At 49.6% G+C, this 17,458-nt stretch carries 20 protein-coding genes; 13 read left to right on the top strand and 7 right to left on the bottom strand.

The genetic code is table 11. The annotated features are described in order from the left end of the window. Positions 1-141 precede the first annotated feature (141 nt). Entirely contained in the window at positions 142-1,785 is a 1,644-nt protein-coding gene (locus BD_RS00130; protein ID WP_011162652.1) for a S8 family serine peptidase, read from the top strand. A gap of 69 nt (positions 1,786-1,854) precedes the next feature. On the opposite strand, the gene BD_RS00135 is transcribed toward BD_RS00130, so the two are convergent. Beyond that, positions 1,855-2,739, bottom strand: a complete 885-nt coding sequence (locus tag BD_RS00135) for an alpha/beta fold hydrolase (RefSeq protein ID WP_011162653.1) — start codon at positions 2,737-2,739, stop codon at positions 1,855-1,857. Between the two features lie 11 nt (positions 2,740-2,750). Further along, positions 2,751-3,440: an FHA domain-containing protein gene (locus BD_RS00140; RefSeq protein WP_011162654.1), complete on the bottom strand. Its 690-nt coding sequence runs from the start codon at positions 3,438-3,440 to the stop codon at positions 2,751-2,753. Positions 3,441-3,588: 148 nt separating this feature from the next. On the opposite strand from BD_RS00140, the gene rpsF reads away from it, so the two are divergent. The 4 genes from rpsF to BD_RS00160 all read left to right on the top strand — a co-directional run bounded on the left by rpsF (position 3,589) and on the right by BD_RS00160 (position 6,464). Beyond that, on the top strand, positions 3,589-4,047 hold the full coding sequence (gene rpsF / locus BD_RS00145; protein WP_011162655.1) for a 30S ribosomal protein S6: 459 nt from the start codon (positions 3,589-3,591) through the stop codon (positions 4,045-4,047). Positions 4,048-4,066: 19 nt separating this feature from the next. Continuing rightward, entirely contained in the window at positions 4,067-4,957 is an 891-nt protein-coding gene (locus BD_RS00150; RefSeq protein WP_011162656.1) for a DUF2232 domain-containing protein, read from the top strand. 16 nt (positions 4,958-4,973) lie between these two features. Further along, entirely contained in the window at positions 4,974-5,417 is a 444-nt protein-coding gene (rplI, locus tag BD_RS00155) for a 50S ribosomal protein L9 (RefSeq protein WP_011162657.1), read from the top strand. Between the two features lie 171 nt (positions 5,418-5,588). Further along, positions 5,589-6,464, top strand: a complete 876-nt coding sequence (locus BD_RS00160; protein ID WP_011162658.1) for a S1 family peptidase — start codon at positions 5,589-5,591, stop codon at positions 6,462-6,464. A 76-nt stretch (positions 6,465-6,540) separates the two neighbouring features. Here the strand turns inward: BD_RS00160 and BD_RS00165 are convergent, their stop codons facing one another. From BD_RS00165 to BD_RS00185, 5 genes are all read right to left on the bottom strand, one after another. Then, complete coding sequence (locus BD_RS00165; RefSeq protein ID WP_011162659.1) at positions 6,541-6,744, bottom strand: hypothetical protein; 204 nt, start codon at positions 6,742-6,744, stop codon at positions 6,541-6,543. 114 nt (positions 6,745-6,858) lie between these two features. Continuing rightward, entirely contained in the window at positions 6,859-7,785 is a 927-nt protein-coding gene (locus tag BD_RS00170; protein ID WP_011162660.1) for an SDR family oxidoreductase, read from the bottom strand. A 14-nt stretch (positions 7,786-7,799) separates the two neighbouring features. After that, positions 7,800-9,215 carry a replicative DNA helicase gene (gene dnaB, locus BD_RS00175; protein ID WP_011162661.1) on the bottom strand — a complete coding sequence of 472 codons (1,416 nt, stop codon included), beginning with the start codon at positions 9,213-9,215 and terminating at the stop codon, positions 7,800-7,802. A 102-nt stretch (positions 9,216-9,317) separates the two neighbouring features. After that, positions 9,318-9,557, bottom strand: a complete 240-nt coding sequence (locus tag BD_RS00180; RefSeq protein WP_015089245.1) for a helix-turn-helix domain-containing protein — start codon at positions 9,555-9,557, stop codon at positions 9,318-9,320. Positions 9,558-9,652: 95 nt separating this feature from the next. Further along, positions 9,653-10,291 (bottom strand): radical SAM protein, encoded by a 639-nt coding sequence (locus BD_RS00185; RefSeq protein ID WP_011162663.1) that lies wholly within the window; start codon positions 10,289-10,291, stop codon positions 9,653-9,655. A gap of 92 nt (positions 10,292-10,383) precedes the next feature. Here BD_RS00185 and BD_RS00190 point away from each other — a divergent pair, with 92 nt between their 5' ends. The 8 genes from BD_RS00190 to BD_RS00225 all read left to right on the top strand — a co-directional run bounded on the left by BD_RS00190 (position 10,384) and on the right by BD_RS00225 (position 17,415). Then, the gene (locus BD_RS00190; protein ID WP_011162664.1) at positions 10,384-12,777 is read left to right on the top strand and encodes a DNA translocase FtsK; all 2,394 of its coding nucleotides are present in this window, start codon (positions 10,384-10,386) and stop codon (positions 12,775-12,777) included. A gap of 72 nt (positions 12,778-12,849) precedes the next feature. Then, the gene (locus tag BD_RS00195) at positions 12,850-13,422 is read left to right on the top strand and encodes a hypothetical protein (protein WP_011162665.1); all 573 of its coding nucleotides are present in this window, start codon (positions 12,850-12,852) and stop codon (positions 13,420-13,422) included. Between the two features lie 3 nt (positions 13,423-13,425). Beyond that, positions 13,426-14,292 (top strand): tetratricopeptide repeat protein, encoded by an 867-nt coding sequence (locus BD_RS00200; RefSeq protein WP_011162666.1) that lies wholly within the window; start codon positions 13,426-13,428, stop codon positions 14,290-14,292. Then, on the top strand, positions 14,276-14,491 hold the full coding sequence (locus BD_RS00205; protein WP_011162667.1) for a hypothetical protein: 216 nt from the start codon (positions 14,276-14,278) through the stop codon (positions 14,489-14,491). Before BD_RS00200 ends, BD_RS00205 begins: the two co-directional genes overlap by 17 nt. After that, positions 14,488-15,345, top strand: a complete 858-nt coding sequence (gene dapF / locus BD_RS00210) for a diaminopimelate epimerase (protein WP_011162668.1) — start codon at positions 14,488-14,490, stop codon at positions 15,343-15,345. Before BD_RS00205 ends, dapF begins: the two co-directional genes overlap by 4 nt. Next, a complete protein-coding gene (gene dapA, locus BD_RS00215; protein ID WP_011162669.1) occupies positions 15,342-16,223 on the top strand; it encodes a 4-hydroxy-tetrahydrodipicolinate synthase in 882 nt (293 codons plus the stop codon). The genes dapF and dapA overlap by 4 nt, the downstream gene beginning before the upstream one ends. Continuing rightward, the gene (locus BD_RS00220) at positions 16,220-16,909 is read left to right on the top strand and encodes a 4-hydroxy-tetrahydrodipicolinate reductase (protein WP_011162670.1); all 690 of its coding nucleotides are present in this window, start codon (positions 16,220-16,222) and stop codon (positions 16,907-16,909) included. Before dapA ends, BD_RS00220 begins: the two co-directional genes overlap by 4 nt. Further along, positions 16,906-17,415 (top strand): hypothetical protein, encoded by a 510-nt coding sequence (locus BD_RS00225; protein ID WP_011162671.1) that lies wholly within the window; start codon positions 16,906-16,908, stop codon positions 17,413-17,415. The genes BD_RS00220 and BD_RS00225 overlap by 4 nt, the downstream gene beginning before the upstream one ends. Positions 17,416-17,458 lie beyond the last annotated feature (43 nt).

Raw genomic sequence — 17,458 nt, forward strand, 5'->3', positions numbered from 1 at the left:
AATTTTTAAGAAATCTAACCACAATCGAAAGATAGATAACCAGCCCCCTTTCACATTGGTACCATTTTGGAACTAGGAAACGTCTGGGAAAATTTTTCCCCTTCGCTTTCTGGAAAATCACCCAATGAAGGAGAGGATCATATGAAAGGGCTTATCGGAAGAGCCTCCAAGGCAGCCATCTTCGGTTTGCTGATCACAGGATTGAACGCGTTTGCAGCAACGCCGGAATCCGTACCTGGTGAATTCATCGTAAAATTCAAGGACGAAGCCGTCGCAGTTTCTTCCATGAAAGAGCTGAGCCAGGATCTGGGTTCTTACATTAAAGATGTAATCCCTGGTCAAAACATCGTCGTGATCAAACGCCCGGTGTTTGAAATCCAATCCAACGTGATGAAATCCCTGGCGATGAATCCCAACGTGGACATCGTTGAGCCGAACTTCATCTATAGAATCAATAAAACTCCCAACGATCCAATGCTGGGTCAATTGTGGGGCATGATCAACACTGGTCAGGCTGATTCCCAAAAACGTGAGGGCATTGCCGGCATCGACATTGGTGCGGAACAAGCTTGGGATATCACGACGGGTTCCAAAGATGTTGTTGTTGCCGTAATCGACACGGGTATCAACTACAACCATCCGGATCTGAAATCCAATCTTTGGACGAACGATGCAGAACTAAATGGTAAAGCGGGTGTTGATGACGACGGCAACGGCATCATCGATGACATTTACGGTGCAAACTTTGTAACAGCGGCGAAACCAACCGGCAATCCATTGGATGATCACGGTCACGGTTCTCACTGCTCTGGTACCATCGGTGCTTCCGGTGACGATGGCAAAGGTCTTGTGGGCGTGGCTTGGAATGTTCGCATCATGGGTGTGAAATTCCTTTCTGCGAGCGGTTCCGGTTCTTTGGACGGCGCTTTGAAAGCCATTGATTACGCAACTTCCAAGGGTGCAAAAATCCTTTCCAACTCCTGGGGTGGCGGTGGTTACTCTGAGACTTTGAAACAAGCGATCGAAAGATCCAACGCTGCAGGTACTTTGTTTGTGGCGGCTGCGGGGAATGAATCCAACAACAACGATTCCAACCCGACTTACCCTGCAACTTACGATGTGCCAAACGTGTTGTCTGTCGCAGCTATCGACAACCGCGGTCAGATCGCCTCCTTCTCGAACTATGGTAAAACCAAAGTTCACGTGGGCGCTCCGGGTGTGAACATCGTTTCCTCCATCACAGGTGCGGGTTACGATTCCTGGTCTGGTACTTCCATGGCGACACCTCACGTGTCTGGTATGGCCGTTCTTCTGGCAACAGCAGAGCCGAATCTGACAGGTATCGAGATGAAAGAAAGAATTATCGCGACTTCCAAGCCTCTGGCGGGTCTTCGTGGTAAATCCAAAGGTGGTTTGGCAAATGCTTACACCATGCTGACAAACACCCTGCCACAGCCGGATCCAAACGATCCCGTAAACTGGCAGACTGTGGATGTGGCTCACTCCACTCCGCACCCTTACACCAACAAATCCAACCTGGTGTATGAAGTTTCTGTACCGGGCGCAAAGCAGATCTCTGTCTATTTCTCCAAGTTCGACACTGAGAGAGACTATGACAAAGTGGAGCTTTACGATGCCAATGGCAAACTTGTCGGCACCATGAGCGGCAAGAACGATGAAACATTCTCTCCGGTGATTGATGGTGAGTATGTGAAGATCGTCTTCACTTCCGATGATTCAGTTAACAGATACGGTTTCGATATCACTAAAGCGGCGTGGAGATAATAAGCCCCACTGGTGATTGAAAAAGCAAAAGCCACTCTGGAAATGAGTGGCTTTTTTATTTTCTAAGATTCAGATCTTATTTTCTTTCACATCCAGCAGGAATTTTTCGATTTTCAGATTGGTGTAATCCGGGAAATCCAGCTGAGTGCAGTGGGACCCGTAAGGCACCAGGACAAATTCCGAGTGTTTGATCTTTTCTTTGAAGTGGTATTGAAAGCGGATCGGCGTGACCATGTCTTTTTCGCCGGAAATAATCAGCACGGGCACTTCGATTTTTTCCAGCACCGGTTCGCCGTCGTACTTCATCAGCTCTTCAAACAGTCTCAGGAACACTTCCAGATTCATGCGGGCCACGCCACGGGCATAGACCTCGATGTCTTTGAAGTGGGTGACTTTCAGATTGAATCCGCCGGCCAGGGCCGCGATGTACATCGACATCGGGTTATCCACTGCCAGTTTCCACAGAGTATTCCACACGTCCGGCTGACTTTCGTATTGCGACTTCACAAAATAGAAGAACGGTTCCACGACATCCAGACCGAACATGCCCTTGATCGGATTTTTCGCAAAGCCGTTGATAAAGACCATCGACAAAAACAGCTCGGACTTTTTTTCGTACAGATCCAGCAACAGAGGCGCGCCAAAGCTGTGCCCAGCAAAGTGGGCCTTGCGGATATTTAAGTGCGCCATAAGCCCGATAATGTCTTTGGAAAGGGCTTCCACAGTCAGTTGACTGACGTCGGCCACGGGACAGGACTTTTGATGCCCGCGCAGATCAAAACTGATGACCTGGTATTTTTTGGAGAAGTATTCAATCTGGTGATGCCAGTGATTCAGCAGACAGGCGATGCCATACACCAACACCAGGGGCTCGCCCTCGCCGCGCACTTCGTAGTAAATCGGAGTGCCGTCGAAGCTTTCAAAGCTGCCGGTGGTTTTGGGTGTGGTCTGCATGATGCCTTCCTCTAGATGTAGGTGACTTTAATAAGGGTGTTCCCCACAGAAATCAAATCCCCATCTTTTAACATTTCGGCATCTACGGATTTATTGTTAAGTGTGACCCGGCCAGGTGCTTTAATTTTTATTTCGACCATGCCCGGTCCAGAGTGCAGCTCGAAGGCCTCTTTGGGGGCCTCATCATCCAAAAGCTCAATATCCAGGCAGTCGGCGCCGGCCTTGCGGGGGCCGTACCCTAAAATAATTTCCTCATCGGTTTGGATGCCTTGAATGAACTGTAGACGCAGCGCAGGACTAAAGCTTTGCAGGGTGATGGGTGTGGATTTCTTAGGGGCTTCCAGTCCCCCCAGGCGGTCTTGTAAGATACTGCGCCAGGTGATCAGGCGGCTGAAGTCCAAGGCGAGTTCTTCTTCAACGGTCACGACTTTGAACTGGGTCCTACCAAGCTCGAAGATAACCCCCGGTAATAAGGCCACTTTTTTCACACGGCGGCCGTTGATATGGATCCCGTTGGAGGATTCCAGATCCTGCAGAACGAATTGCCCCTTCCCGTCCACCGCAAACTGGGCGTGGGTGCTGGAGACTTTTCCGTCCTTGATGATGATGTCGGCCTTGGATCGACCCAGGGTCAAACCCTCTTCTACCTTGAAGCGGGAACCTTCGTTGGGACCGTCCATAATCTCAATAAATGTGACCATTTACACATTCTAGGGCTGGTTTCTTGGGGATTCAATTGCCTATTCCTTGTGCTTGGGCCAAAGCCGTGCTAAACCCGTAAAACATTTTAAAAAGTCATCCTTGCTCCCGCACACAGAGGTGGGGGCTATAAACCGAAAGGATAGTTCAATGGAAACTACTACAACGAAAAAACCTTACGAGGTTGTCGTTCTTATGCACCCGGATGCTTCTTTGGAAGAGCAAAAAGATCTTTTCAAGAAGAACAAAGCCACGATTGAATCCTACAAAGGTTCCATCAACTCTTTGGAAACTTGGGGCAAAAGAACTTTGGCAACTCCAATTGGTAAGCTGAAAAAAGCTATCTACTTCCACTCTACATTCGAAGCAGATACTCAAGCTATTGCAGAGCTTGAAAGAACTATGCGTATCAACGACAAAGTTCTTCGCTTTATGCACACTCGCTTGGATGAGCGCACTTCATTGGGCAAATTCATGGAAGGCTTCAAAAAAGGTCTTGCTGAATCTGCTGCTCGTGAAAAAGAACGTGAAGCAAAAGCTGCTGCCCGTAAAGCTGCATTTGCTGCTGCTAAAGCAGAGCGTTCTGAGCGTTACGACAAAGGCGAATAATTTAGAAAAGGCGTAAGCCATGAAGAAGACGGCGACCCCACAGAAGTTCATCACAATTTCATCACTCTCGATTTTGTTGTCGATGCTCACTGTGGTCATGGGCGCCCCTCTTCTTCGTGTATTACGCAAGACTTACGGCCCCGTCGCCTTTTGGATTTTGGGGATCGTGGTCACAGGAGCAGCGTGGCTCCTGAACGCTCAACCTCTCGCTCTGTTTCTAGGCTCTGTTTGGATGACTTTAGGCGCCTATATGGAAATGGAACAACGAGGACTTGGGTGGTGGATTTCGGGACTGCTGAGTGTCTCTGTGGGATCTGTGGCCGCTGGCCTGGGTATCCTGGGGGCTTTCAAAAGAAACGGCATCAACACGTATGCTGAAGTTCAGGGACTGGTGGAAAAGTTCGCACAGAAAGTTCAGGAAATGAATCCCGCTGTGAAAATGGATCCGGGTGTTCTGATGCAGCAGGTTCCCTCAGCCGTGGTTATCATTTTGGTTTTAGCCCTGGGTTTGGGACTTATTTTTGAGAGAAGGGTTTTTTCGTGGCTCAATTTGCCCCGCGAGAAAATTGCCTCTCAGCTCAAGTTGTTGGAATATCGTTTGCCCGATTATTTTATTTGGGTGGCGATGACAGCCTTCCTTCTGACAATGGTGAGTTTTGGCGGTAAGGCCATTGCTATCCTCGCAGTTAATATACTGAACGTCGCAATCGTTCTTTATTTCTTTCAGGGGCTGGCGGTGTTGGAGGTATTTCTGAATTCGATGAGAGCAGGATTGTTCATTCGGGTTCTGACGTACATAATCTTGGTCGGTCAGTTATTGCCGATTCTGGCAGTGGTTGGCTTGATCGATTACTGGGTTGATTTCAGAGCGCGTCTTCGCAAGATGAAGACACCGTCTGAAAACAGCTAAAAACTATGGAGATCACATGAAAGTTATTCTTCAAAAAGACGTTAAAGATGTAGGTCGTGTTGGTGAGTTGGTGAACGTTTCTGAAGGTTTCGCGAGAAACTTCCTGTTCCCACGTAAACTGGCTGCAGAAGCTACTGAAAAACGCGTAAAAGAGTACGAGCACTTGCAACGTGTAGCTGAAGCGAAAAAGAAAAAAGCTTTGGCAGAGAGACAAGAACTTCTTAACAAAATCAACGGCACGACAGTTACATTCAAACTGGCTGCTGGTGACACTGATAAATTGTTCGGTACTGTAACAACTACAGACATCTCTAAAGAACTTCAGAAAATGGGTCACTCTATTGACCGTCGTGACATCCACTTGGAAGAGCCAATCAAAGTATTGGGTCAGCACAAAGCGGTTGTTCGTTATGCTGAAGGCATGGAAGCTAAGATCCAGATCGCTGTTGAGCGCGCGTAAGCCGCATTACAGGCTTCTGATTATTGAAGTTTCATTTAAAGGGACCCCACAAGGGTCCCTTTTCTTTTTATCCATAAGACTTTTTTATGGACCACATTTGAAAAATTGTATTGCACTGGTGCCATTTTGGGTGTTTAACGGCCTCACCTTTTGGGGAAGGTAGGGGGCGACATGAAACTGATCAACGTATCTAAAGCATTGGTTCTGACGACGACGGTTCTGGCAGGTTTGGTGGCATGTTCACCGGCTTCTCAAAATGCGGTTAACACTCAAGGCACAAGCATTATCGGCGGTGAGCCGGTAGAGACTTCGGACTCCATCGCAAAGACCACAGTGGCTATTATCGCTTCTGTACAAACTCACGACGGTCAGGAAGGTTCCTTCATCTGCACGGGCTCCCTGCTTAAAAACAACATGGTTTTGACGGCTGGTCACTGCGTTCCGGTTGTGGGCGACGAATACAAAGAAGTGGCTATCTATATTATCTTCAACACTGACATCAACAAGATGGAAAGAACAGATGTTCGCCTGGTGACGGATGCGGTTGTTCATGAAGACTACGGCAAAATGGGCGAGCAAGGTGAAGACGCCAACGACGTGGCTGTATTGAAGTTCGCGGGCAACATGGCTCCGGGCTACAAAGTGGCGAAGTTCCTGTCTGACGAATCCCTGTTGGTTCCAGGCACGAAAGTGACTTTGGCGGGTTACGGTCTGATCGAAACAGATGGCGTTAACACAAAATCTGACGACCGTCTTCGTAAAGTGGACGTCGAGATCGTTGAATCCTTCGGTAAAACTGAAATCCTTTTGGATCAGTCTCAAGGCAAAGGCGCTTGCCACGGTGACTCCGGTGGTCCGGCGTTCCTGGAAATCAAAGGTCAGCAGTACGTTTGGGGTATCACCAGCCGTGGTGCCGGTAAAGACGGTAAAGATGACTGCTCTCTGGTGAGCGTTTACACGAAAGTGAAATCTCAAGCTGACTTCATCAACGGTGCGATGAAGACTTTGCAAAAAAGAGCAAAACAAACAGCAGTCGCGGCGAAGTAAATCCCGCTATCAGTTTGAAAACAGAAAAGCCACACTGAGACAGTGTGGCTTTTTTCGTTTCAAGGGGGCGAGATGCTTATGCGCTTTCGGCGCCGTCCTCGACGTGCATTTCCAGGAAGACCATCTGCAGGTATTCCGCCATCACCTCACGCAGTTCTTCCAGCGTCAGGCTGTCGGGGTTTTTCCCGTGCTTTTCAAGTAAACTGTTGAATTCTCTTTCGACAGGGTCCTGTGGCAGTCCAGTTGCCGCAACCACTGTCTTCGCTAGATTATTTCCCATGATCAGCCTCCATGCTTTTCAAAGGTCTCTATATTGAAGACGACTTCAGTCCATCAAGAGGTTAACGGGAACTCAACCCCAAAGCCCCAAACAAGTCCAAGGTCCAGTTCGGCCTTAGGATCGTCTGTGGGTGTGCTCTTTGGCCCAATGCCGCGCCCCTGGCAGGCACCAGTACAGGAACGGCAAAAGCACCCGGCGAGGCAGCAAACGACGGATGTAATAGAACACCGTCGCATCCAGGGTGGCTGGAATCCAGAGTGGCGGGTTTTCGGTTTTCATCGTGTGCAGGATCTGTTTGGCGACTTTTTCCGGAGTGGTCAGCGACATGTTCATCATCTTTTCCACAAACGGAGTCATGTTCTTATAAAAATCGCAATACGGTCCACTCCAGTTGCGCGCTGGATCCGAGTTCTGGGTGTGATAGACGTTTTTGTGGGAAGGACTGTGAATAAAGCCGGGTTGCACCAGCGAGATCGTCACACCAAACGGGCGCATTTCGTACCATAAGGCCTCGGAAGCGCCTTCCAGTGCGAATTTCGAAGCCGAATACGAAGACATCGTCGGCATCGCCAGCATCCCGCTGACCGAAGACACGTTGATGATCTTTCCCCTGCCCGTTTCGCGCATGTGCGGAAGGCACAGACGAATCAAACCCATGGGCCCGAAATAGTTGGTGGCCATTTGCAGCTCTTCATCTTTTTCGGTCATGTGTTCAACCACCGCGCGGTAAGAAATGCCGGCGTTGTTGATCAGTATGTCGATGCCACCCCAGACTTTGCTGACTTCGTTCACCAGCTGAATACGGTCGGCTTCCGAGGTCACATCCAGCGGACGAATCAGCAGGCGTTCGTCTTCCAGAAATTCGTCGCGAAGTTTATCCAGACTTTTTTCCCGCGCGGTCAGCACCAGGCGATATTCAGGATGCCGGCGCAAAAGATGCGCAACGGCCAGGCCGATACCGGCGGAACATCCCGTGACCAGAACGACAGGTTTGAATTCTTGCTTGTGCTTGCGACGGAAGAAATAAAAAAGGGGCCCCATAGGACCCCATTATGTTAGACCGTTGAACCCGGTGCAAAGTTTTTAGGTCTGCCGCCCGGCATTGGTGGGGGCGCCTGTGGTGGAGGCAGTGGACTCACCGGGCTGCCTTCAGGATCTGCATCGCGGAATCTATTGTACTGGGCATCGAAGCGCATTTTTACAGGGCCGGTGGCACCGTTACGCTGTTTACCCACGATCACTTCGGCGTGACCTTGTTTGTCCGGATTTTCTTTGTCGTAGTAGTCATCACGATAAAGCATCATGATAACGTCGGCATCCTGCTCGATGGATCCGGATTCCCGCAGGTCAGAAAGCATAGGTTTTTTCTCGGTACGTCCCTCAACCCCACGATTCAGCTGGGCTAGTGCGATCACTGGAATCTGCAATTCCTTGGCGATGGCTTTCAGGGATTTGGAGATTTCGGCAACCTCTTGCTCACGAGACTGCATCTTTTGTTTCATGCTCATCAACTGCAAGTAGTCGATCATGATCAGATCAAGACCGTGTTCAGCTTTCAGACGACGGGCACGGGAACGGATCTCAAACGGCGATACACCCGGTGTATCATCGATGAAGATGGAAGCTTCAGAAAGCGCACTGGCGGCGTTGATCAGTTTCGGCCATGCAGAATCCTGGATACGGCCGTTACGGATTTCACTCATGCTGACTTTGGATTCAGCAGACAACATACGCATCATCATGGACTCTTTACCCATCTCCAGGGAGAAGTAAGCAACAGTCTTCTTCAGACGAAGCGCCACGTGCTGGGCGATATTCAGAGAGAACGCGGTTTTACCCATCGACGGACGAGCGGCGATGATCGTCATCTCACCCGCGTGCAGACCCGCAGTCATTTCATCCAGTTTCTTGAAACCAGTGGCAAGACCGGTGATCTCCGCTTTATTTTTGTAAAGCTCTTCGATTTTCTGGATGGAAGCTTTAACGATCTCCATAGAGCCCACCAGGCCCGTTTTGGCTTTGGTATCACCAATTTTGAAGATCTCGGATTCGGCCTGATCGACGAAGGATTCCACGTCCACGAAATCCTGATCGTAGGCTTTTTCAATCAACGATGAGTTGATGGAAATAAGACGGCGCAAAGTCGCCTTGTCTTTCACGATTTTCGCGTGAGTGGAAATGTTCGCAGAAGAAATGGTTTTATCCAGAAGGCTGATCAGATACTCAGGACCGCCGGCAACGTCCATGTGTCCCTGGGACTGCAGAACGTTGGTCACGGTGATGATATCGATGGGCTGGCCTTTGGCGTGCAAATCTTTGATGGCTTCGTAGATTTTCTGGTGACCAGGCTTGTAGAAGTCATCGGCCATCAGGACGTCACCGACCTGATCGAGAGCTTCGCGATCTAGCATCAAACCGCCCAGTATGGACTGTTCGGCATCAAGATTTTGTGGTGGAATTCGCGTACTCATTGAACCCCTCTAGAGTGGCGAAAATTAATAGAACTCAAAATTTGCGGGCCTCGTGCGTGGTGGTGGTTCTAGGTGGCCCGCTGATGCAAGACTTGAACGATACTAGTTCATTTTCTTTACACGAATCTTATAGTTGTCAATTTTCTTCTTAAGGGTGTTGCGGTTGATGCCCAGCATTTGCGCGGTTTTCACCTGGTTGCCGTTATAGGCACGCAAAGCCAGTTCAAGAAGAGGTTTTTCAACTTGTTCCAGAACCACATTGTACAAACCGTTCAATTCAACTTGTGCTTCTTTTTGCTGGGCAAAAAGAACTTCTAGTTTGCTTTTAACTAGTTTCTCCAAGCTTACAGATTGAAGGTTAGCGACAAAAAGATTATCGGAACTGTTTAGGTTCGGCGTCATGGAACTCCCAAAATTTCAGACTGAATAGTTAGAGACTATACTCCGCGTGTTTCGGGATTCCAAATATACTTATGGAGCTGTAATTGCAACCTTGCTGATGAATTTTTCTGCAAAATTTTTTCTGCCAACCAGCGTTCAGACACTTGGCCGTATGATGGGCTGTATAAAACCACAAATTTTTCAAATAAATTATGTTGACGGCAGAATTCCTCAGACCATTCGAAATCTTTTTCTGAACAGATCACGAACTTGTATTCCGTGCTGGGAGTGGAAAAGCCGATGTTCTCCATCACAAATGAATCTGCAGCACCACTGTCAGGAGTTTTCACATCCAAAATAATTTTTACGCGAGGATCAACCATCTCAACACTTTTTGATCCACTTGTTTCCAAAGAAACCAAGTAGCCTTTGTCGCACAAAGTTTTCATCAAAGTGTGAACTTCTTTTTGCAACAGCGGTTCACCACCGGTGATGCAAACATTAGGTGCCTTATGAGAATCGATTTCGGCGATGATGGCTTCCAGAGTCTGCATCTCACCTTCGTAGTACGAATACTTGGTGTCGCAGTAAGTGCAGCGCAGGTTGCAGGCGGTCAGGCGCACGAACACCGTGGGGCAGCCCACATAGGTCGTTTCACCTTGAATACTATAGAAAATCTCATTTATTTTAAGCATTTGACTGGCTCTTTGTCGGGCATACCGGGGCTTAAGTCAAGGAAGGCCCCGGGGAGCATGACTAACTGCTGGGAATTTCGTAAATTTTTTAAATGAACCAATTCCTTAAAAAGTTTCGACAGGACGTCATTTCAATAGGCTTTTTAGGCTTGGGGCTTTTCCTCGCCCTGGCCCTTGTTAGCTACAACCCTATGGACCCTTCCCTAAATTCCATGGGACAGGGCCTAAGATCCACAAATTACTGCGGAATTGTCGGAAGCTTCCTGGCGGATATGCTGTATCAGGCGATGGGCCTGGCGGCCTGGGTTGTGGTGGCCTGTTTTGGCAAAATCGCCTATGCCAGCTTCAAGGGTGAATCCCTGAACCTAAAAAACATTCGTTTTGTCTGGGCTTTGCTGCTGATCGTGAACGTGGCGGCTTTGTTCAGTCTGTATCTGCCCAACACCAAGATCTTCCAGGGGCAGATCTATCTGGGGGGCCTTTTGGGTTTGGGCGTGTCCCAGGCGCTGATGCAGGCGTTTAACTCCGTGGGTGTGCAGGTGATTTTGTGGTCTTTGATGGCCGTGCTGGTGGTGTTCTATTCCGAACGCACGCTGCAGGAACTGGCAGAGATTCCCCAGGGTCTTTTTGCTGACATGAAAAAGAAAAAGTTCACCGACAAAATTGCGGCGTTCTTTTCTGGCATGTTCGTGAAGGAAGAAAAAACCAAGAAGTCCAAGAAAGACGAAAAAGCCAAAGCGGCGATCTTCCCTCTTTCCGATAAAAAATTCGTAGAAAAAGCATCTGAAGAAGAGGAAGAGGACGAGGAGCTGGAAGAGCTTCTGGCCGCGGCCGAAGAAGAGGATGAAGAAGAAGTCGAAGAAGACGAGGAAGAATCCGACGACGATGAAGAGGAAGAAGTTCCTGCTGTTCGTCTGGCGCAAAAACGCAAAGTCGTGATGAAAGCCAAGCCTCCGCGTCGTATTGAAAACTGGGATATGCCGAAATTGGCGTTGTTGGAAGATCCTCCAGCATCCCGAATCAAGATCGACAAGGCCGAGATTCAGCGCAAGGCCGATTCACTGGTTGAAAAATTGAAGAACTTCTCCATCGAAGGCAGCATCCAGGACGCCAAACCCGGCCCGCTGGTCACGATGTATGAATTTAAACCCAATGCCGATGTGAAGATCTCAAAAATCTCAGAACTGGAAGACGATCTGTCTTTGGCATTGTCTTCAGAATCCGTGCGTGTGGTGGGTCACATCCCGGGCACTGATGTTGTGGGTATTGAAACCGCGAACTTAAAGCGTGAAACCGTTTATTACAAAGACTTGATCGCGGAAGACACCTTCTGGAGCGAAGATCTGGCACTGCCGATGGCCGTGGGCCGTGCGGTGGATGGGGAACCAAAAGTTGTGGATCTGAGAAAGATGCCGCACTTGCTGATCGCCGGGACGACGGGTTCTGGTAAGTCCGTGTTCGTGGGCTCGATCATCACGGGTCTGTTGTTCAGACACTCACCGAAAACGCTGCGTTTGGTGCTGATTGACCCGAAAATGGTCGACTTAGCACCATTCTCGACCGTTCCGCATCTGGTGCTTCCGCATGTGACCGAGCCGAAGAAGGCTGCGACTGCGCTGAAGTGGGCGGTGCGTGAGATGGAAAAACGTTATAAGTCCCTGTCGAAATTCGGTGTGGGTAAAATTGAAGCCTTCAACGAAAAGACCGGCAATCTTTCCAAGGCCGACGTGGAAGAGCACGAAAAGATCAATCAGGATCTGGAAGAAGGCAAAGCGAAGCTGGATCAGTACTATTACCAGCCACTGCCTTATATCGTGATCGTGGTGGATGAGTTGGCCGACTTGATGATCGTTGAAAAACAAAACATTGAAGAGCCGATCCAGCGTCTGACGCAAAAAGCCCGTGCCTGCGGAATCCATTTGATTCTGGCGACACAGTCTCCGCGTAAAGACGTTGTGACCGGTTTGATTAAAACGAACATCCCAGGCCGAGTGGCTTTGAAAGTGGCGTCCAAGATGGATTCCCGTATCATCATCGATGACTCGGGCGCTGAACGTCTGCTGCCAAACGGGGATATGCTGTTCCAGGCGCCGGGTGTGGGAAAACCAACTCGTCACCATGGTCCTTATTTGTCAGACGCCGAAATCGGCAATGTCGTGAAACACTGGGCATCGCAGGCAGAGCCGGAATACGATCCACTGGCGATGAAAGCCCTGGATGGATTTGCTGGCGGTGATGGCGGCGAAGCTGGTGGCGGCGACGGCGGCGGCTTTGGTGAAGAAGAGTATGATGAAAGATACGACGAGATTCTGTCTTGGGCTTCTGAGCAGAAAGAAATCTCTGCGTCTTTAATTCAGCGCAAATTCAGACTCGGTTATCCGCGTGCCGCCCGCATGATTGAGATCTTCGAAAAAGAAGGTGTTGTGGGGCCAGCGAATGGCAGCAAGCCGCGTCAAGTTCTTGTGAGTAGTTACAGAGAACAATAAATAGAGTCTTGACTGCACCACCCTTGGTCGTGGTCTCATTAGGAGACCATATAACCATTCAAGGAGGAATTTATGTTCAAGGCTCTTATTGCGGCCCTAGGTTTGGCGTTCTCTGTTAATGCAGTTGCAGCACCATCTATCACGGAAGTAGTAGTTCAGGCTCAAATGCCTGGTATTCTGGAACAGGCTCAAACAACTGGTTTGGACTGGAAAGTTGGCGACAGAGCTGACTACAGCATCGACATGGGCTTCATCAAAGGCTCCATGATCACGTCTGTAGCTTCTATCGGCGCTGATGGCATCTGGATGAATCAGGATATGGATCTTGGTTTTGCTGGTAAGCAAAAAATGGAAATGCTGATCGATCCAAACACTGGCGAAACCAAAAAATTGCTGGTGAACGGTAAAGAACAACAAATCCCTAAACAAGACATCGAAGTTATCGAAGTTAAAGAAGCGCGCATCACAGTTCCTGCTGGAACTTTCGATTGCATCCACGCTCGTCTTAAAAACAAAGAAGACAACTCTGAAATCAACGCTTGGATCAATCCACAGCTGATTCCAATGTCTGGTTTGTTGAAACAAGTTGCTCCAAGCCAATTCGGCCAAGTGACTGTAGCTTTGAAATCATTCCAGAAGAAATAATTCATGAGAATGACAGTGATGAGAGCCGCCTTAACAGCGGCTCTTTCCTTTTTGACCCTGCCCGCTTTTTCTCAGACAAAACTTCCCAAGTCTGAGACCTACAAAGATATTATCGAAAAAGCCTACAATTTGAGTCTGCAGCGTGACCGCACCCAGGCGCTCAATATTCTTTCTGCCGCGATTCAAAGAGAAACCCGTCCCCAGGCGGTGGCTGAGCTGAAAAAAACCGTCAGCGAAGTTTCCAATATCTTTTTCAGCGACAAGTCCCAGCAGCTCTATGAAACCGGCGTGTCGTTGCGCAAGGCCGATGTGAATCAGGCTTTGGATAAGGTGTCGGAAGCTGCACGCATCGAACCTGACAACTTTCCGATCGTGATTGAAATGGCGAGGCTGATGATTGCCAAGGGCGACTGCAAGGCCGGCCTTGAGACTGTAAGAAAGCAGCTTTTGGTGGTGCCTTTTGATGAAGATCTAAAGCTCACCCAAGCCCAGGCTTTGGCGTGTCTGACCAAGTGGTCTGAATACCAGAAAGTGTATGACACGGTTGCTGTGAAGAAATCACCGCTGCAGAAATACTGGTATGCCTTGGAGGTCCAAAAGTTTCTGGATCTTAACAATCCGCTAAAAACTCAGGAATCCCTGGCCCTTTTGAAGAAAGCGGACGAAAAGTTTCCTGAATTCTTCTATTGGCAGTGGAAAGTGGCTCATTCTCAGAAAAGGATGAACACCGAACAGGCTCAGAAATACGTGATGACCTGCAAAAACATTTCTGCGAACCAGTACAGACAGTATATGATAGACCCCATGCTTTGCCGACGCGTTTTGGAAGTCGAAGGCGAGCTTAAGGGGATGAATGGAACCACTGAATAAAATCCTTCTGTTTGCAGTATTGGCCCTGGCTGTCTCCGCGTGTGGAGTCAAGGGCCGTCCCCTGCCGCCACTGAATCCGGCACCGCTGGGCCGTGGTGAGCCGACCTTCAAGGATGCCAGCCAGGCTCCGAGTCCAAAAAAGAAATCCATCAAAAAAAACCAGGATGACGACACCGCCGCCGAGACGGAGGAGCCATGAACCGTCTGTTGCCGCTTTCCATCACCAAGATGTCCGGAGCGGGAAATACGTTTTCACTGATCGATGCCCGCAAGGGATCAGCCTGGGCGGATCTTGAAAAAACCCTGGGCCTGACCCGCCCGCAGTTTGCAAAGCTGGTGTGCGACCGTGTTCTGGGCCTGAGCACCGATGGCTTCTTGCTGATCGAAGATGGCAGTGAGGGTTTTGATTTTCATTGGGACTTTTATAACAACGACGGCTCCACCGCGGAAATGTGCGGCAATGCTGCCAGATGTGCGGCCCGCTTTTGTTATGACACGTTGGAAGCCAAGGGCACCGGCGTTTTGCGCTTTAAAACCGGCGCAGGCCTAGTGGTGGCGCAAATTCTGGGTAACAGCCGCATCCGCGTGAAAATGCCGGAAGCCCGCTTTATCCAGGAACTGATCGAACTAAAAACCAAATCCAGCTCCACGGAAAAATTCGCACTGGTGAACACCGGTGTTCCGCACTTGGTGCAAAAGATCCATGCATTTTCAGACACGGTGGCTTTAAAAGACATGGCCCGCGAAGCCAGATCCCATCACGATCTGCAGCCCGCAGGTGCCAACGTCACCTTCTATGCCGAGGAGTCCGCGGGAAAAATCAGAGCCGTGACTTTCGAGCGCGGGGTGGAAGACTACACCTTGGCCTGCGGCACGGGAGCTGTGGCGGCAGCGTTCGTTCATAACAAAGAAACCAAAGAATCCAGCGTGGAAGTGCAAATGCCCGGGGGTTCAATGCAAGTGACATTCGTCAGTGGTGATCCCCACCCGCTGATGGAAGGGGACGCGGTTTTTGTCGGGGACTTTAAATACAATCTTGAGGTGGTAGGATGAAAAATTTCAAAGGCACGTTCACCGCACTGGTAACGCCATTTAAAAACGGAAAGATCGACTTCGCTTCGCTGGATAAGCTTCTGAAGCAACAACTGGCTGGCGGCGTGGATGGTTTTGTCGTCAACGGCACGACGGGTGAAAGTCCTGTATTGACCTCCTCAGAGAAGGCCGAGCTTTTCAAACACATCCGCAATGTCTGCGGAGACAAAGTTGTTTTGATCATGGGAACCGGTTCCAACAACACGGCCCAAACCATTGAAGATTCCCGCAAGGCGGAAGAAATGGGTGCGGATGCGATTTTGGTTGTGGTTCCCTACTACAACAAACCACCACAGCGTGGACTGTATGAACACTTTAAAGCCGTGGCGTCTTCTGTGAAGATTCCAACCATTCTTTACAATGTTCCGGGTCGCACCATCACCTCGCTTGAAACTGGCACCATCCGTGATCTTGCCAAAGTCAAAGGTGTGGTTGGCATCAAAGAAGCCACCGGCAAAATTGATCTGGCCAGTGAAATCATCAAAGCCTGCGGCAGCGAATTTGTGATGCTGTCCGGGGATGACGGCACTTACGTTGAATTCCTGGGCGTTGGTGGCCATGGGGTGATTTCAGTTGCGTCACATGTGATTCCGGCACAAATGGTGCAGTGGAAAAAATGGGTGTCTGAAGGCGCGCTGGATAAAGCCCGCGCGGATATCGCAAAATACAACGACCTGATCAATCTTCTTTTCGTTGAAGCCAATCCGATCCCGGTGAAAAAGGCGTTGCAGTTGATGGGCATTCTGGAGTCCGCAGAACTGCGTCTGCCATTGGTGGAGCTGGGTGCTGAAAACACCGCAAAACTTCAGGCCGAGATGAAAAAAGTGGGTGTGCTGTGAAGAAAATCAAAATCGGCCTGATGGGTTCTGCCGGCCGTATGGGTCAAGAGATCGCCGGGGTGATTGAAGCCAACCCCCGCTGCGAACTGGTGTATGCTCCCCTGCGCGGTGAAAAGTGGGACTCCAAGAAAGCGCAAGCTGTGGATGTGTGGATTGACTTCACTTCACCGGAAGCCCTGAAAGATATTTTGAAAAAAGCCAGCGAAACCAAAACACCGGTGGTGTGCGGAACGACGGGCTTTTCCAAAAAAGAAAAAGAGCTGCTGAAAACCTACAGCAAAAAAATTCCGGTTCTGTGGTCTTCGAACATGAGCCTGGGTGTGGCGGTGCTGAACGAAGCGCTGAAAGCCTTTTCCGCGATTTCGCATTTTGATTTCCAGATTGAGGAAATCCACCACAATCGTAAAAAAGACCGACCTTCCGGAACGGCGATCACCCTGCAGGAAAATCTGGAAAAAGCGGTGGATAAGAAACTTCCTGAAGCTTTGGCCATTCGCGGGGGCGGCGTGTTTGGAGTGCACAAGATCTTTGCCATGAGTGATGAAGAGGTTTTGACCTTTGAACACACGGCCTTGAACCGCACCGTCTTTGCCAAAGGTTCTGTGCAGGCGGCCGAGTGGCTGGTGAAACAAAAGCCGGGTCTTTATCAGATCCGCGATGTTCTGTTCGGAAAAAGCAAAAAATGAGTCCTGTGCGGCATTCGGCATTGATATATCTGACGCTGGATCTGGTCGGCGGCACCGAGAAGGCCAAGGCACTTTTGGCTAAATTGTCAGAGTGTGGAGACATTGTGGCGATTTCTTCGGTGTACAAACGTTACCTGACTCCGGAGCGTCTGGATCTGAGTGCCCGCATGGAGTTTGTGATTCGTTTTGAAACCATGATGTCGGTCGATCAGTGTCTGCACGTGGTGCTTTCCGGCTGCGAGCAAGGAGCTCCGGGTCTGCTTCAACGCAGCCATGCCGAACTGACCCTTTTGACTTTTGATGACATGATTCTGATGTCACCGCGTCTGACGCTTCCCTATCCGCAACTGCACCAGGATCCTCTTATTATTCGCTGTGCCGCAGAGGCCTGGGGGCAATATGAGCATCCCATCTATCAAAAGAGCTTAAGCGAAATTGCGCGTTCCGCCCTGCCGGCCAAGCAGGCCGAGTTCCATATTCAGGGTAAAAGCCTGGTTGATTTTTAATCCTGGAAAACGTACAAATTGAGGGTATCCAAAAATCACGTTT

This window comes from Bdellovibrio bacteriovorus HD100 (genome assembly GCF_000196175.1).
GTDB classification, from domain to species: domain Bacteria; phylum Bdellovibrionota; class Bdellovibrionia; order Bdellovibrionales; family Bdellovibrionaceae; genus Bdellovibrio; species Bdellovibrio bacteriovorus.

Coding starts and splice junctions, on each gene's coding strand:
- BD_RS00130 (WP_011162652.1), top strand. CDS start 142: ATGAAAGGGCTTATCGGAAGAGCCTCCAAGGCAGCCATCTTCGGTTTG.
- BD_RS00135 (WP_011162653.1), bottom strand. CDS start 2,739: ATGCAGACCACACCCAAAACCACCGGCAGCTTTGAAAGCTTCGACGGC.
- BD_RS00140 (WP_011162654.1), bottom strand. CDS start 3,440: ATGGTCACATTTATTGAGATTATGGACGGTCCCAACGAAGGTTCCCGC.
- rpsF (WP_011162655.1), top strand. CDS start 3,589: ATGGAAACTACTACAACGAAAAAACCTTACGAGGTTGTCGTTCTTATG.
- BD_RS00150 (WP_011162656.1), top strand. CDS start 4,067: ATGAAGAAGACGGCGACCCCACAGAAGTTCATCACAATTTCATCACTC.
- rplI (WP_011162657.1), top strand. CDS start 4,974: ATGAAAGTTATTCTTCAAAAAGACGTTAAAGATGTAGGTCGTGTTGGT.
- BD_RS00160 (WP_011162658.1), top strand. CDS start 5,589: ATGAAACTGATCAACGTATCTAAAGCATTGGTTCTGACGACGACGGTT.
- BD_RS00165 (WP_011162659.1), bottom strand. CDS start 6,744: ATGGGAAATAATCTAGCGAAGACAGTGGTTGCGGCAACTGGACTGCCA.
- BD_RS00170 (WP_011162660.1), bottom strand. CDS start 7,785: ATGGGGCCCCTTTTTTATTTCTTCCGTCGCAAGCACAAGCAAGAATTC.
- dnaB (WP_011162661.1), bottom strand. CDS start 9,215: ATGAGTACGCGAATTCCACCACAAAATCTTGATGCCGAACAGTCCATA.
- BD_RS00185 (WP_011162663.1), bottom strand. CDS start 10,291: ATGCTTAAAATAAATGAGATTTTCTATAGTATTCAAGGTGAAACGACC.
- BD_RS00190 (WP_011162664.1), top strand. CDS start 10,384: ATGAACCAATTCCTTAAAAAGTTTCGACAGGACGTCATTTCAATAGGC.
- BD_RS00195 (WP_011162665.1), top strand. CDS start 12,850: ATGTTCAAGGCTCTTATTGCGGCCCTAGGTTTGGCGTTCTCTGTTAAT.
- BD_RS00200 (WP_011162666.1), top strand. CDS start 13,426: ATGAGAATGACAGTGATGAGAGCCGCCTTAACAGCGGCTCTTTCCTTT.
- BD_RS00205 (WP_011162667.1), top strand. CDS start 14,276: ATGGAACCACTGAATAAAATCCTTCTGTTTGCAGTATTGGCCCTGGCT.
- dapF (WP_011162668.1), top strand. CDS start 14,488: ATGAACCGTCTGTTGCCGCTTTCCATCACCAAGATGTCCGGAGCGGGA.
- dapA (WP_011162669.1), top strand. CDS start 15,342: ATGAAAAATTTCAAAGGCACGTTCACCGCACTGGTAACGCCATTTAAA.
- BD_RS00225 (WP_011162671.1), top strand. CDS start 16,906: ATGAGTCCTGTGCGGCATTCGGCATTGATATATCTGACGCTGGATCTG.